General features: G+C 58.4%; 5 protein-coding genes. 1 reads left to right on the forward strand and 4 read right to left on the reverse strand.

Translation table 11 applies throughout. From position 1 onward, the window contains the following. Window positions 1–176 precede the first annotated feature (176 nt). Window positions 177–11,747 (forward strand): SDR family NAD(P)-dependent oxidoreductase, encoded by an 11,571-nt coding sequence (locus BR04_RS06265; protein WP_496355146.1) that lies wholly within the window; start codon window positions 177–179, stop codon window positions 11,745–11,747. Between the two features lie 128 nt (window positions 11,748–11,875). Here BR04_RS06265 and BR04_RS06270 read toward each other — a convergent pair whose 3' ends face one another. From BR04_RS06270 to BR04_RS06285, 4 genes are all read right to left on the reverse strand, one after another. After that, window positions 11,876–12,598, reverse strand: coding sequence for a hypothetical protein (locus BR04_RS06270; RefSeq protein WP_496355147.1), 723 nt, complete (start codon window positions 12,596–12,598; stop codon window positions 11,876–11,878). Between the two features lie 134 nt (window positions 12,599–12,732). Then, window positions 12,733–13,050, reverse strand: coding sequence for a hypothetical protein (locus tag BR04_RS06275; RefSeq protein ID WP_496355148.1), 318 nt, complete (start codon window positions 13,048–13,050; stop codon window positions 12,733–12,735). A 349-nt stretch (window positions 13,051–13,399) separates the two neighbouring features. Next, on the reverse strand, window positions 13,400–15,907 hold the full coding sequence (gene feoB / locus BR04_RS06280; protein WP_496355150.1) for a ferrous iron transport protein B: 2,508 nt from the start codon (window positions 15,905–15,907) through the stop codon (window positions 13,400–13,402). 93 nt (window positions 15,908–16,000) lie between these two features. After that, window positions 16,001–16,282, reverse strand: coding sequence for a FeoA family protein (locus BR04_RS06285; RefSeq protein ID WP_496355151.1), 282 nt, complete (start codon window positions 16,280–16,282; stop codon window positions 16,001–16,003). Window positions 16,283–16,284: the final 2 nt, after the last annotated feature.

Raw genomic sequence — 16,284 nt, forward strand, 5'->3', positions numbered from 1 at the left:
TGTTATCCTTTCAGTCCCTTTCCTCTGAGCCTCTCTTTTTTTCTTCTGGCATATATCCTGCTGAAGGCCCTGTTCCGGTTCCCCGTGAACAGGGCACCTTTATTTTTACCTGTCCTTCCGCAAGACACGGGCCTTAAAACGGTTTAAGGCCCCGCCATAAAGGAGAAAAAAAGCCCATGCAGAGACTACTGGATTCCCGCCTTCCCCTGCTTGCCTGTCTGCCCCAGAAAATTTTCAATCTCAGCTACATGGAAAGCCTGCACAGGGCAGGGGCCCTTCCGGTGCTGGATGCGGAGTTCATGGACACCGAAACCCTTCTGGAGGCAGGCAGGACGCTGGACGAAAAAAAAATCCTCTTTGCCATCCGGGTTCCCCTTTTCCGAAAAGACCTGCTGGAAAAGCTCAAAAAAAATTCCCCCCGCCATCTGGAAGCCCTTATTTTTTCCTATGATTTTGAGGATGCCTTAAACAATCTGGATCTGAAAGCCTGGCCCGCCAAACGCCTTCTGGAGATCAAACACACGGGCCACGGCCCGGAGCTTTCCCGCATGGGCGTCCATGGGCTGGTGCTGAAGGGCCTTGAGGCCGGAGGCTCCGTTTCCCGGCACACGGCCCTCATTCTCATGCAGGAATATCTGAAGACAAGTGATCTTCCCCTGTTCATCCACGGTGGGGTGGGCATGCACACGGCGGCGGGTTTTTTCAGCGCAGGAGCCAGCGGCCTTGTGCTGGATGCCCAGCTCTGGCTCTGTCGGGAATCCCCCCTTGGGGAGAATTTCCGCAAGCTCCTGAACGGCATTGAGGATCTCGATACCCTGCTGCTTGAAGGCCCGGAAGGTTCCCGCTACCGCTTTTTTGCAAGGCTCGGTACCCGGGCAGCCCATGAGCTGAAAAAACTGGAAGCCCGCTTTGTGCTGGGCGCGGATCAGAAAAGCGAAGAAGCCCGTATCCTTTCCGAAACCCTGAAGGGAAAAATGGCGGATCTTTCCGATACGGCTGCGGAAAGCGTGCAGAGTCTTTTCTATCTGGGCCAGGACGCCGTATTCGCAAGGCATTTCCTTCGCAGGGGCGAAGGTGTGGAAGCCATGATCCACGGGCTTTTTGAGGAAGTGGGAAAAAGTCTTGCCGCCCTGGAGGCGGCCGATCCCCTGCGGGCGGACACCCCCCTGGCACGGGAGCACGGGGTGAAGTACCCCATCATGCAGGGGCCCATGGCCAACATCAGCGACAACGCGGACTTTGCCCAGAAGGTGGTGGAGGCCGGGGGCCTTCCCTTTTTTGCCATGGGCAGCCTGCCTGTTCCGCTGGCGGAAACCATGCTGGAAAAGGCTTCGGAAAAGGGCATTCCCTGCGGTGCGGGGCTTATCGGCATTGAGGCCTTTAACCGCCGCCTTCCCGAACACATGGAGCTTACCCGCAAATTCAGCATTCCCTTTGCCCTCATCGCAGGGGGCACCCCCGCCCAGGTGCGGGAGCTGGAAGCCTCAGGAACCCGCACCTACCTGCACACCCCTGCCACCCGCATGCTGGAAAACGCCCTCGCTGGCGGCGTGTCCCGTTTTATTCTGGAAGGCACGGAGTGCGGTGGTCATGTGGGCTCCCTCTCAAGCCTTGTGCTCTGGGAAATGGGAACGGAGCTGCTCTCCCGGCTGGAGGACAGCGCATTGCAGGAAAAAACCCTGATCTATGCCGGCGGCGTGTCCACGGAAGCGGCCTCCCATTTCATCTCCGGCATGGCCGCAGGTCTTTCCCGGAGGGGCCTTAAGATCGGCATTCAGGTGGGAACAGCCTATCTCTTCACCCGGGAGATCGTGGAAACTGGCGCTCTGCATATCCGGTATCAGAAGGAAGTGCTGCACCAGAAGGAAACCCAGGTGATTGGCCGCACCGTGGGCCTTCCCTGCCGCACCGTGGAAAGCCCCTTTTCCGTCAGGATGCGGGAGCTGGAGCACAGCCGCATGGAAAAGGGCGACCCCCTTTCCGGCCGCAAGGATGCCTTTGAAAAGGACAACATGGGTTCCCTTCTCATTGCAGCCAAGGGCATGGTGCCGGATTTTTCCGGCAAGAGCCTTGAATGCCGGATGCTGGAGGAAGAGGATATCTTTGAAAAGGGCAACTTTTGCGTGGGCGACTCCCTGGTCTTTTTCAAAGACACCTGCACGGTGAAGGCCATCCATGGCCGTCTTTTTGAGAACAAGACCGCCCTGCGGCGGCATCTCGACAGTCTGGAGCGGCTCACCCGGCCCGATGGGGAAATCCATGACGAAATCGCCGTGGTGGGCATGGGCTGCGTGCTGCCGGACGCCCCTTCGCCTGAGGCTTTCTGGGAAAATATCTTAAACCGCCATGTTTCCGTCCGGAAGATGGATGAAAACCGCCTGCCGACTCTCTATGTGAGCGAGGATAAAGGTGCGGAAGATAAAAGCTATACCTGCATGGCCGCAGAGGTAAGGGATTTTACCTTTGATCCCGTAAAATACGGGCTGGACGTAAAAACCGGAGCCCGCCTTTCCCGCAGTCAGCAGCTGGTTCTGGAAGCTGCGCATCAGGCAGCCCGATCCGGCGGGTTTTCCGTGAGCCCCCATGGAGAGGGCAAGGCCCTTCCCCTGGAAACCCCGGTGATTCTCGCCTCCTGTCTTGGCAATGAGCTGACCCATGCCCTGCACATGAAATACTGGACGCCGGAGATTCTTTCTGTTCTGAAAGACTTGCCAGAGTTCGAGGCCCTTGGGGAAGACGAAAAGACCGCTCTGGTGAAAGAGATCCGGGAAAGCCTTGCAGGGGATCACAGAAACGAACCGCCGGATACGGCTGTCCTCAACATCGAGGCCAGCCGGGTATCGGCCCTTCTGGGGGTGGAAGGCCCCAATTATCTGGTGGACGCGGCCTGCGCCACCAGCTTTGCGGCTTTAGACTGCGCCATGCAGGAGCTTCTTTCCGGCAGGGCCCATGCGGCCGTGGTGGGCGGCATCAACACCAACCTTGCTCCGGAAACCTTTGTGGGCTTTTCCAAGATGGGCGCTTTGTCCGCCAAAGGCTCCTGGCCCTTTGACGGCCGGGCTGACGGCTTTGTACTGGGCGAAGGGGCTGTGGTCTTTATCCTGAAACGGATGCGGGATGCCCTGGCCGACGGGGATCGCATCCTTGGCGTGATCCGGGGCATGGGTGCCAGCTCCGACGGCAAGGGAAAGGCCATTGCCGCTCCCAATGTGAAGGGGCAGATGCTGGCCATGGGCCGGGCCTTTGAAAACATGAAACGGCCCGCTTCGCCCGAAGCCATCACCTTCCTTGAAGCCCACGGCACCTCCACCCGCATGGGGGATGCGGCGGAGCTTGAAAGTGTGAAGGGATTTTACGGCAAAAACCCCCGTCTTGGGGTGAGTTCCGCCAAAAGCCAGGTGGGCCACCTTCTGGGAGGGGCCGGAGCCACGGGACTTTTAAAGGCCCTTCTCGCCCTGAATCACGGCGTTCTCCCTCCCAACGGGGATTTTGAGGAACTGGGGCCGGTGCACGATCTTTCGGGAACGGGCATCTTTGTGGTGAAGGAGGCCTCGCCCTGGCCTTCAGAAAAAGACCAGCCGCTACTGGCCGCCGTCAGCGCCTATGGCTTCGGGGGCATCAACTACCACTGCGTGCTGGAAGCCCCGACCTCAGACTACAGGCCCCTTCAGAGGGAGGTGTTTCCCGACCTTTCCTTTGATCCCAATGATCAGCGTATCGTGGTGGCGGGCATGGGGCTGGTGCTGCCCGAAACCGCGGATGAAGAGACCTTCATGGCAACCATGGCTTCCGGGAAAAGCCTTCTTACGGAAAAAGCCCATCTGGGCTTTGATGCAAAAACCTATGCGGAAGAAGACAGGGAATACCGCATTCCCTTTCTCAAAGCCGGTCTGTGCAGGGATTTCACCTTTGACGCCATGCGTTTCCGCATTCCACCCAAAAGCCTTGCCTTCATCGACAGAGGGCAGCTCATGGCCCTTACGGCGGCGGACCGGGCCATCCGTGCGGCGGGTCTGGAAGAGGAGCTGAAAACCCCCGCCAACCGGGTCGGGGTGATGCTGGGAACCATCTCCAGCACCCGGCACGTGGAAAACATCCTCCGCGTCCGTCTCGATTTTGTGGCGGCCTGCATGGAAAAAACAAAGGGGCTTTCTCCGGAAAAAAGCGCAAGGCTGGCGGAAGCCCTGACCGCCGTCTTCCGCAAACGCCTGCCGCCCAACACCGAAGACACCACGCCGGGACTGCTTACCAATATTGTGTCCGGCAGGGTGGCCAATGTGCTGAACTGCAACGGCCCCAACTTCACCGTGGATGCGGCCTGCGCCTCCTCGGCCTTTGCCCTGCGCACGGCCATGATGCACCTTGTTTCCGGCCGCTGTGATTATGTGATCAGTGGCGGGGTGGATTCGGCCTTTTACCCTGCGGCCCTTCTCGTTTTCAAACGTCTGGGCCTGCTCTCCAAAGACGGCACCCGGTTCTGGGACAAGGGCAAATCCCAGGGCGTGAACCTCTCTGAAGGGGCTGCGGTGCAGGTGCTGACCACCTATGGAAAAGCCAGGGAAAAGGGCCTTCCCATCTTAGGCGAGATCCGCAGCATCGCCATGGCTTCCAGAGCGGGAGAAAGTGTTTTCGCCCTTTCAGAAACCCTGCTGGCAAGGGAGATTCAGGCGGCCTGTCGGGAAGCGGGCATGCTGCCTTCGGATCTGCACCATCTCGATCCCTTCGGCTTTGGCCACAGAATTCCGGACAGCATGGAAAAGCGGGCCGTGCACATGGGCCTTGACGGCGCCTCCGGCATTTCCTTTGGCAACATCAAGCCGGAATACGGGTATTACAAAGGGGCCAATCCCGCCATCATCCTTTCCCGGCTCCTTCTCATGCAAAAAACCAGAAGAAGGCTGCCCCATCACAGCTTTGATCCGGAAACCACCCTCATGGAAGCGGGCGGCCCTCTGGTGCATCCGGATGCGGCTGAAGACCTCGGCCAGATGCGAAGACCGGCCCTTGCCACCAACCTTCATGGCTTTGGGGGCAACCATGGGCATATGGTGGTCTCCGCCCTGCCGCCCTTCCTCCGGAAAGAAGAGGCGGAAAAAGAAGAAAGGAGAACCGATTCCCTGCGGCCCTCTCTGGTTCTGCCAGCCACCCTTAGCGGGATGTCCGTGCTTCTTTCCGGTCAGGGAGCCCAGAAGGTGGGCATGATGAGAGAACTCTACGGAGCGTATCCTGAAATCCGCAGCCTCGGGGATCAGGCGGAAAGGCTCTTTCAGGCAAAACGGGGAAAAAGTCTCTTAAACCTGATGTTTGAAGGAAAGGGCGGGGATCTCAACCACACGGAAAACACCCAGCCTGCGGTATTTCTCGCCTCTGCCGCCATCCACAGCCTGCTTGTGAAAAAGGGCCTGAAACCCGATGCCTGGCTGGGCCACAGCCTTGGGGAATATACGGCCCTCTTTGCCTCGGGTGCTTTAGATTTTGATGCGGCCTTTTCTCTGGTGCTCACCCGTTCTTCGCTGATGCAGCGGGCCGCAGGGGATTTTCCCGGCAGCATCATGGCCGTGTTCAAGGGGCCGCAGGAGGTGGCGGATCTGATTGCTGCCTTTAATGCCGAAGGGGTGTACATCGCCAACAAGAACGCCCCCGGCCAGACCGTGGTTTCCGGTGAAAAAACGGCCATGCTGCGTTTCGGGGAGTTTCTTACCCAGAAAAGTGTGCTTTTCCGCAAGCTGAACCTTTCCGGAGCCTTTCACACGCCGCTCTTTGCCGATGCCGCCAAGGGCATGGCCAAGGCCCTCTCTCCCCTGCGTTTTCAAACCCAGGCCTTGCCCCGCATCATCTCCAATGTCACGGCAAAACCCTATCCCGAAGATGAGAACGCGGTGAAGGAACTCCTTACCCGGCAGATGGTTTCTCCCGTGGAGTTCATGGAAGGGGTGCGTCATCTTTATGATCAGGGCTGCCGCTCCTTCCTTGAGGTGGGGCCGGGCAATCTTCTGGCCCGTCTGGTCGAAAGCCACCGTCTCGAAGGGGTGACTCTGCGCTCTGCCATTGATCCCAAAAAGGGTGAAACCGCCAGCATGGAGACCCTGCTCACAAGCCTTGGCAGTAAAAATTCCCTTTCGGAAAAAAGAGAGACGCCGCCACAGCCGAAGAACCATACCACCGGAAATCAGGCCCCAATCAGGGGGAATGCCGCCATGAAAAAAGATGAAGACAAAGGCTTTGCCGCATTTTTAGAGGCCAATCGCAGCCGCATGGAAGCCGCCCTTTTGGAGGAATATGAGAAAGAACAGGAAGGCCTTCGCCTGAAAGCCTATGAAAATTTTGGTTTCTACACGGGTGCCGTTTCCATTGCAGGGGTTTCCGTGGGTCTTCCCGGAAGCGGCAGGGCCGTTTTTTCCGACGATCATTTTGACAGCCTCATACAGGGGCAGAATTTCATTGAAGCCCTGGGACAGGAAGAAAAGGACGCCATGTTCCAGCGCAACATCCGCAGGCTGCACAAAACACCGGAAGGCAATGCCCGTTTTGTGGACATCGCCTCCACGGACGAGGTGATCCACCTTGCGGGGAAACTCGGCTTCTTTGATCCGGAAGGGCAATACGGCCTGGAAAAGGGCCAGGACATCAGCATCGCCCTTGCCATGGCCGCAGGTCTGGAAGCCCTGAAGGATGCCCGTATTCCCCTGCTGGAAGGCCAGAGCAGGGCAGGCTCCCGCCTTGCCGGAGAGGAACTGGCCCTGCCTGCATCCATGCAGGAGATGACCGGCGTCATCTTCACCGGCCTTTTCCCCGGATGGGAAACCCTCATCCATGAAATGGAGGCCTTCCAGCAGCACCGCTATCAGGACGGGCCGGGTCGGGCCCTTGAAAGCCTCTACTATGATCTCATGGAAAACATCGGCGAGCGTAATCTTAAGGAAAGGGTGGCGGGCTGGTTCCACGCCATCCGTCCCCTTTGGGAGAAAAAGGAACCCTACCGCTTTGACAGCACCTTCCTCGACAAAATCACCCCCCTTGCCTCGGCCCACTTTGCCAGGCTGATCCGGGCCCGTGGCCCCAATGTGCATCTCAGCGGCGCCTGTGCTTCCACCACCCAGGCCATTGCCGTGGCCGAAGACTGGATTCGCAGCGGCCGCTGTGAGCGGGTGGTGGTGATTGGTTCGGAAACCGCCACGGCCTCGGGTCAGGGGCCCTGGATCAGTGCGGGATTTTTAAGTCTGGGAGCGGCCTCCATTGAAAAGGAAATTTCCAGGGCGGCCAAACCCTTTGATGCGGATCGCAACGGCACCCTGCTGGGCGCCGGAGCCACAGCCCTTGTGGTGGAAAGAAGGGATCTTCTCCGGGCACGCGGCCTTGAGGGGCAGGCAGAAATCCTCGGCACCTTCCTTGCCAATGCGGCCTTCCACACCACCCGCATTGATGTGCCTTATCTGGCAGGAACCATGGCCCGTTTCGTTCGGCAGGTGGAGGCCCGCCATGGTCTTGATCCGGAAAGTTACGCCTCCCGCATGGTGTTCATGTCCCACGAAACCTTCACCCCTGCGCGGGGCGGCAGTGCGGATGCGGAAATTGAGGCCCTGCGTGCGGCCTATGGCCGGGATGCGGCTAAAATCACCATCACCAACACCAAGGGCCTCACGGGCCATACCCTGGGGGCGGCCATTGAAGACGCGGTGATGGTGAAAGCCCTGCAAAAGGGCCAGACCCCGCCCGTGGCCCATCTGAAGAAGGTGCCGGAGCATTTCAGCGATCTGAAGTTCAGCCGTGGAGAAAAGGGAGACTTCCAGTATGGCCTGCATTTTTCCGCAGGTTTTGGCTCCCATTTTGCCCTGCTCATGGTGAAACGCACGGAAGAACGGGCCACGGAGAACAATGCCGCCTATGAGGCCTGGCTTTCCGCCATCTCCGGCCTGGAAAAGCCCGCTCTCAGGATGAAAAACCGGGTGCTGGTTCTGGCAACGGCTCCGGGTTTTTCCGGAGAAAGCCTTCCCGCTGCTGCCGGGGAAAAAGCGTCCGCCCCCCCTGTGAAGGCCAAAACGGTAAAGGCGGAGCCGAAGGCCTCCTCCCGCGTGAAGATTCTGGAAGAGATCCGGAACATCCTTTCCGAGCAGACGGGCTATGGCACGGACATGCTGGCCGAAGATCTCGACCTTGAGGCGGATCTCGGCATTGATACGGTAAAACAGGTGGAGATTTTCTCCAAGGTCATGGGGCATTTTGGCCTTGGGGCCGAAGAGGACGCGCCTTTGCGGGAGCTTTCCACTTTAGGGAAAATCGCGGACTACATTGTGGCACAGTCGGGAGTGGTATCCCTGGACGTAAAGGAGAAGGCCAGCACCGCAGGTGCTTCCGGAAGGGAAGCCATCCTTACGGCAATCCGGGACATCCTCTCCGAGCAGACGGGCTACGGCACGGACATGCTGGCCGAAGATCTCGACCTTGAGGCGGATCTTGGCATTGATACGGTGAAACAGGTGGAGATTTTCTCCAAGGTCATGGGCCATTTCGGCCTTGGAGCCGAAGAGGATGCGCCCCTGCGGGAGCTTTCCACCTTGGGGAAAATCGCGGACTACATTGCCGCACAGTCGGGAGCGGTATCCCTGGACGTAAGGGAGAAGGCCAGCACCGCAGGCGCTTCCGGAAGGGAGGCCATCCTTACGGCAATTCGGGACATCCTCTCCGAGCAGACGGGCTATGGCGCGGACATGCTGGCCGAAGATCTCGATCTTGAGGCGGATCTCGGCATTGATACGGTGAAACAGGTGGAGATTTTCTCTAAAGTCATGGGGCATTTCGGCCTTGGAGCCGAAGAGGATGCGCCTTTGCGGGAGCTTTCCACCCTAGGGAAAATCGCGGACTACATTGCCGCACAGTCGGGAACGCTGCCCCTTGAAGAAAAGGAAGAGGCAGCAATCTCTTCCGCAGGCGCTTCCGGAAGGGAAGCCATCCTTACGGCAATCCGGGACATCCTCTCCGAGCAGACGGGCTACGGCACGGACATGCTGGCCGAAGATCTCGACCTTGAGGCGGATCTTGGCATTGATACGGTGAAACAGGTGGAGATTTTCTCTAAAGTCATGGGCCATTTCGGCCTTGGAGCCGAAGAGGACGCGCCTTTGCGGGAGCTTTCCACCCTGGGGAAAATCGCGGACTACATTGCGGCACAGAAGGGGGCCAGCGCCCCGGAAGAAGACGGAAGGGAGGCGAACCTCCTTTCTGAGATTCCCGGAAGCGAAGAAAGCCACAGGAACAATCCGCCAGATCACACCGAGAATGAAAAAGGACTCTTCCGCTTTGTTCCGGATGTACGCCAGGCTCCTGCGGAAGCAGGCCTCCGCTTTGGCATTTCCGGCCGCAAGGTGCTGGTGACCTTAGACGATCAGGGTCTTGCCGCACCGGTAGTGGAAGCCCTTGAAGCCGCAGGGGCCGTGATTCTCACAGCAGGCCGGAACTGGGGGGATTATCTTTTTGAAGACCGGGATGCGGAAAAAAGCGCCCTGCTCTTTGGAGAAATCGCTGAGACCCATCCGGATCTCTGCGGCCTTGTGCTGCTCCATCCCTTCAACCATGGTGGGGAAGAGGGCAGAGAGCACATGCCCGCCGTCCTTTTTACCGCCATCCACGCCCTGCGGGAGTCTTTAAACCGGCAGGGAGCCTTCATTGCCATGCCCGCCTTCCAGTCCGTGATCTTTCCCACGGCCATGGGTATCCGGGAAGGCGAAATGCGTCCGGATCCGGTACAGGCGGCCTTTTCCGGCTTTCTGAAGAGTCTTGCCCGGGAATTTCCCCATACCCGCATCAAGGTTACGGATTTCGGAGACAGGCGCTTTGACGCCCCCTCCATGGCCAGCCGCTTTGTGAAGGAACTCCTCACCGGCGATGGCCGGGTGGAAACGGGCTTTGTGGGCGATATCCGCTTTCTGCCCACCCTCCTTGAAAAAAAGGCCCAGGGGCAGAAGAACATTCTTTCCGGCTGCACCGTCCTTGTCACCGGCGGGGCAGGAGGCATCACCTTTGAGATGGTGAAGGCCCTTGCGGAGGAAGAAAAGGATGTGGCTTTTATCCTTGTGGGCCGTTCGGATTTAAAGGATTTCACCCCGGATACCGCAGGGCTTTCCTTAAAGGATCTCATGGCCCGTCTGGCGGAGAACATGCCGGGGTTGTCTCCCCTGCACCTGAAAAAAAACGCAGAACGCATGCTGGGCCTGCACCGCACGGCGGAGCGTCTCCGTCTTCTGGAGGAAAAGGGCGTTTCCGTGCGCTATGTGTCTGCGGATGTGACGGATGCTGCCGCCGTTCAGCAACTGGCCGAAAGCTTCCCGGAGGTGGATGCCATCATCCACGGGGCAGGTGTGGAGGAATCCCAGGTCTTTGACAAGAAAACCCTGGATTCCTTCCTTCGGGTCTTCACGCCCAAGGTCAGGGGCATGGCCCATCTGCTGCAAGCCTTCTCCGGCCATGATCTCAAGGCGATTTTCGCCTTTTCCTCGGTCACGGCCCGTTTTGGCAATGCCGGTCAGTGCGATTACACCGCGGCCAACGACATGCTGGGCAAGATGGTGCTGGCGGAGCAGGTGAAGCGGCCCCACTGCGTCACCAAGGTGCTGGCCTGGACAGCCTGGGAAGGAACGGGCATGGCCACGCGGGGCTCGGTGAAAACCGTGCTGGAAAGCCGGGGCCTCACCTTCCTGCCCCTTGAGGCGGGAATCCGCTTCTTCCTTGGGGAGTGCCGCAGCCCTGAACCCTGCGAGGCCGTGTTCACGGGCAAAGACCGGGCCTTTGATCCCGATGGCCTCCTGCCCCTTGCCGGTCAGGGTCCGGTACTGGACGCCTTTCTGGATGCAGGGCTGGAGCCGGACGGCGAAACGGCCCGCTTTGTCCGCACCCTGACCCTGGAGCGGGATCTTTTCCTCAAAGATCACAGCCTGGACGGCGTTCCCCTCTTCCTCGGAGCCACGGGCCTTGAAACCCTGGCCGAGGCGGCCCTTCAGGTGAGCGGCAGGCGCTATGTGACGGAAATCGAGGAATTTTCCATTCCCTATGGAATCAAGCTCTTAAAAAACAGGCCCAAACGGCTGGAAATCCGGGCCAAAGGCCCTGAAGCGGATAGCGTGACTGTAGAAATGCTCTCTTCCTTCACACGGCCCGGCTCTTCGGAAAGCACGGAAACCCTGCATTATACGGGCAGGGTGCAGACGGCGGATCTGCGGCCCGGCGTGCAGCTCATGGCCATTCCCGATCTTATGGGCCTGCGCCATAAGGGCAGCCTCGGGGATCTCATCTACCGGCCTACGCGGCTTTTCATGGACGGGGTCTTCCGCAGCATTGAGTCCGTGGCGGGTTTTGACGGCCGGCAGCTTGTCACCCTGATGCGGGATCCGGGGCAGGGCTTTTTCTTTGCCGGTGTCAGGGGGCCGGATTTCAGAATCCCCGTGGTGCTGCTGGACGCCATGTTCCAGACCGGAGGCCTGTTCAACATGCTGGGAAAAGGTACCCCTGTGCTGCCCTCTTCCTTCAGCCGCATGCGGATTTTTGACATGCCCGAAGCCCGCACCACCTATGTCTGTGTGACGGAGAAAAAGGCGGAACTGGAAAAGACGGATCTCTTTGACATGGCCCTTGTGGATGCCAACGGCCGCCTCATGGTGCGGGTGGAGGATTTTCAGATGATCCGCATTCCTGCGGCGGCGGGATTCTCCCTGGAGGGGGAGGTGGAGGCTTTTGGGGTGAAGAAGGTTTCGTAAGGGGTGAACAGGGGCGGGTTTCCGGGATTGCCGGGCCTGCCCCTTCTTTTTCAGTATGGCGGATTCAGTTTTCAAGACAGTGGCGGAGCAGAACTTCCGGCAGAACGGTTTTGGATATCTTGTCTGCTTTATGGGGTGGAAGGGCTGCTGTCTTCAGGAGTTCGGGCTGCATGCTGACGCCGCTGGTTGCGGATCTTTTTCTTCATTTCCGGTTCTGTCATGCTTCCCCAGGGAATGAAGGTGAACACTTCGCTGATTTCAAAGGCCTCCGAAGGCGGATTCTGGGGCAGGGTCTGGAAAATATAGTGGCGTAAAGCCGTGCGGCGCTGTTGCTCGGCTTCTCCTGCGGGTGCTGCGGATGAACAGTAGGAATCCGCAGTGGAAGAGATGTCCTTTCTCAGGCTGACCGTCAGTCCTTGCAGGGTCGATTTGCGGAAAAATTGCAAGGTATAGTTTTCCATGCCCTTGTTCATACCTGCAGGCGGCCAGGTGCGGTTGGCGGGATCTCCTCCTTTTATAATGTAGTCCAGAGTATCCAGAGGGCCGCCGCCTATCCGGCTCATGACCACAAGATCATCAAGATCCGGAGTCTCTTTTCCAAAGAGAGTTTCAATGCCATAGCGGATGCCAATGAAGCTCAAAACGGTACCGGGGCATGTTTTTTTATAAAAAGCCAGCACATCGGTGAGATGAATGGTATGTTTTTCTCCCTTCTGCAGAACCGTAAGCGGGGGAACTTTCTGAAGGCTTTCGGGATACCTGGGGTTTTCTGTTGCCAGAAGAGGGGGCGCCGCCCAAAGGCAGAGCAGGACTGTGGTGAGAATGATTTTACATGAGCGGATGCGTGTCATGGGGTTTCCTTTTTTTCAGGCCCATGCATCCGGATTTTTCGGGTGCATGGATAAAAATGTTCCGGTTTTCAGGGACGCGGAAGCATTGTTGCCACGTCCCTGAGAACGGTAATACAGGGTGCGGAAAGGTAGCCTCATTCAAAAATCTGGGAGCCCTGGATTTCAATCTGATGCCCTTCTCCGCCATCAAACACCACGGAATAGGGGCCTGCGGGTTTTTTGAAAACAATGTCGCTGGTGCGGGACAGGGTCAGTCGCTGGATTTCCTTTCCGTCTCCGTTTTTGACAATGAGGGTCGTGCCTGCTGCGGAAGATCCGTCGGAAAAGCCCCCTTCGCAGAAAAGGGTGCCGTCCCCGTTGTCAAAGCAGGAAAAGAGGGGGGTATGGGCCAGGGCAGAGAAGGGCAGGGCCAGAAGTCCCAGGGTTAAAGGAAGGGCAAAAAACTTTTTCATGTGCGGTGATCCTCCGTTTTTTATGGTTCAGAATTTATCCTTAAAAATATTTTTGCAGAGCCAAAGAATACTCTGATTCTTCTCTGATCCAGCCATGCCGTCTCATCTCCTGCCTTTGTTCCCATGCTCTTTCCCTGTCTGCTTATCGGATTCCGGACGATCCCTCTTTTTCGTTTCCCCTCCCCTTTCCTCCGGCAGGACAATGCCCAGTTTCCTGTGGCCGCAGGATCCGTTTCCGGCAGAAGGGCAGGAGTCGCAGGCACAGCCCTTTTTCCGGAAAAAAGTTCGCCAGAGGTAAAAACAGGCCCAGGCAATGAGAAGAAAAAGAATCAGGTATTCCCAGAACATTTCAGAGTCCCCCTTCCTTCAGCGCCACTTCCGCCTCCGTCCATGCCGGGTCTTTCACACAGGAAAGGGCGATGGCCGTGAGCAGGGCGAGGATGTAAAAGGCCGCCATGGCCTGAATGCCACTGAGTCCGAAGGCGGAGCCCAGGGTGAACACGGCACTTGCAATGGCAAGGCCGAAGGCCGTTGGGAAGACGATGGAAAAGACCATCCATTTGTAGGAGCCGGTCTGCACCCGGATCATGATGGTCGCCGCAAGACAGGGGGGATACAGGGCAAAGAAGAGGATGAGGGCAAGGGCATGTAACGGCGTATTGCCCGTATCTTTCCCTTCCTGTCCCATACGGGTTTCCAGGGCGAGATTTTCATCCACGCCCTGTTGAAAGAGAACGCCCAGGGTGGCGACACTGGATTCCCTTGCTGCAAAGGAGCTGATGAGGGCGACGTTCACCTTCCAGTCAAACCCGGCAAAGCGGGTGACGGGTTCCAGTGCCCGGCCCAGACGGCCAAAGTAACTGTATACAATGGTGTCTTCCCGGATGGCGGCCCGGAGTCTTCCCCGCTCTCGGGTGAGATTGCGGAGCTCCCGGCTGATGGCCCGGGCTTCTCCGGTTCTGGGGCGCAGGAGAGGGAAAAGCTCGGGATGCAGGGCTTCGTACCGGACATCCACAGCCTGGGAAGCCTTCTGGGAAGAAGCGGCCAGCTTGGCTTCCCGGTAGGTGTCTGCGAGGTTGAGAAAGGAGAGCACCTGGCTTTCCGTTTCAAAGTGGATTGAAAAATCCGTACCTGCCACCGTTGTTTTGAATTCCGCCATGGCCTTTCCCATGTCCGCTTCATAGCGGATCCTGTGGTCTTCGGGAACGCCGGGAAACTGTAGCAGCACATAGACGCATACTGCCACGGCAATGACGATGGTGCCGACCTTCCTGATGTATTCCCAGGTGCGGTCAAGGGTTCTGCGTAACACACCCGTGAGAGTGGGCAGGTGATAGGGGGGCATCTCCATGACAAAGGGTGCGGTCTCCCGTCCCCGGAGAAGGGTGAGGGTCAGCAGTTTGGCCACGATCAGGGCCATGACAATCGTGATGGTGGAGATGAAGAGCATCACCCAGGATGCGTGGGCGGCAAAGTAGATGTTCACCAGCAGGGTGTAGAGGGGGATCTTGGCCAGACAGTTCATGTAGGGCACGGTGAGGATGGTGGCCATGCGGGAGCGTTCATCGGGAATGCCTTTGGTGGCCATGATGCCGGGAACGGCGCAGCCTCCGGTGAACACCCCGCCCAGGATGAAGGGCAGGGTGGACTGACCATGAAGGCCGAAGCTCTGGAACACGCGGTCGATGATGAAGGCGATGCGGGCCATGTAGCCCGAATCTTCCAGAATGGCGATGAGGGCAAAGAGAATGAGAAAGATGGGCACGTAGTTTAACAGGGTGTTGACACTGTCCAGCATCCAGAGGCACAGGGAGCGGATGAGGGTATCCTGCAAAAGGCCGGGGTCGGGCAGCAGGCCCGCCACCGTGGCCCGCACCCAGGCCAGAACCGGCCAGGTGATGTGGGTGAGCTTGTAGCCCTGCACAATGGAGAGTTCATAGATGAGATACACGGTGAACACGAGAAAGAGGGGAGCCAGTGCCCTGTTCAGGAGGATGCGGTCAATTTTTTCAGAGGCATGGATCGTGTTTCTGTCCCGGCTTTCCACGCAGTCTGCCACAAGCTCTGCGGCATACTGATCCCGGCAGCTCACCATATGATCCGCAGGGGAGAGTCCGTTGATGGCCTCAAAGTTTCGGGAAGCCATCCGTGCCCGGATCAGTACGGCTTCTGCTGTTTCATGGTAGTGGCGCAGCAGTTTCACCGCTTCCCTGTCTTCCTCCAGGAGTTTCAGGGCCAGCCAGCGTAAGGGCAGCCTGCCTTCCAGGGCAGGAGAGGCGGCAAGGAGACTGAGGAGGCTTTCGATCTCTGTTTCCAGAGAGCCGTAGTGCATGACAGGGGCTGTCTGTCCTGAGCCTGCGGTCTGGCGAATGGCCTCCCGCAGTTCCGCCTTGCCCTTTCCCCTGCGGCCTATGGTGGGAATGACGGGAATCCCCAGTTTCCGGGAGAGCTTTTCCACATCCATTTCCTGCCCCCTGGCCTTTGCCACATCCACCATGTTGAGGGCCATGACCACGGGAAAGCCCATTTCCATGGCCTGGAGGGTGAAATACAGTCCCCGTCTCAGGCTGGAGGCATCAATGACGTTCACAAGCACTTCCGGCTTTTCCTGAAGCAGAAAATCCCGTGCCACCCTTTCTTCCAGCGAAAAGGAGGTGAGGCTGTAGGTGCCGGGGAGATCCACCACCTCGACTCGGCCGTTTGGGTCTTTGTAACTGCCCGCCTTCTTATCCACCGTGACACCGGGATAGTTGGCGATGTGCTGACTGGCTCCGGTGAGCATGTTGAACAGGGTGGATTTACCTGCGTTCTGCTGTCCGGCGAGGGCGACGAGGATGGGGCTTGTGCTGGATGCCATGGAAACCTTCAGTGGCGGAAAAACCGCATGATAACAAAAAGATGAAAGCCGGAAGCTGGCTGCCGGACATGGGTCGGATCAGGCGCTGCTGCATCAGAGGCCCTGCACTTCAATGAGGGCGGCCTCCCGCCTGCGCAGGGTGACGTAGTACTCCCCAAGGCGCAGTTCCAGGGGATCCCCCAGGGTAGCGCAGCGCACCATTTCCACTTCCATGTTGGGTACAAAGCCGAGATCCAGGAGCCGCTGGCGGACGGCCCCGCTGGCCCTGTGTTTGCGGATACGGCAGCGGCAGCCCCTGCCCACCTGGGAGAGGGGGCCAAGGTTTTCTGAAGCAGGTTTGCAAGCACATGTATTTTTATTCTCAGGATATATCATTT

The sequence above is a fragment of the Desulfobotulus sapovorans DSM 2055 genome (genome assembly GCF_059569355.1).

Excerpts from the sequence above, each read along its gene's own strand:
- BR04_RS06270 (WP_496355147.1), bottom strand. The coding sequence starts at position 12,598 with ATGACACGCATCCGCTCATGTAAAATCATTCTCACCACAGTCCTGCTC.
- feoB (WP_496355150.1), bottom strand. The coding sequence starts at position 15,907 with ATGGCATCCAGCACAAGCCCCATCCTCGTCGCCCTCGCCGGACAGCAG.
- BR04_RS06265 (WP_496355146.1), top strand. The coding sequence starts at position 177 with ATGCAGAGACTACTGGATTCCCGCCTTCCCCTGCTTGCCTGTCTGCCC.
- BR04_RS06275 (WP_496355148.1), bottom strand. The coding sequence starts at position 13,050 with ATGAAAAAGTTTTTTGCCCTTCCTTTAACCCTGGGACTTCTGGCCCTG.
- BR04_RS06285 (WP_496355151.1), bottom strand. The coding sequence starts at position 16,282 with ATGATATATCCTGAGAATAAAAATACATGTGCTTGCAAACCTGCTTCA.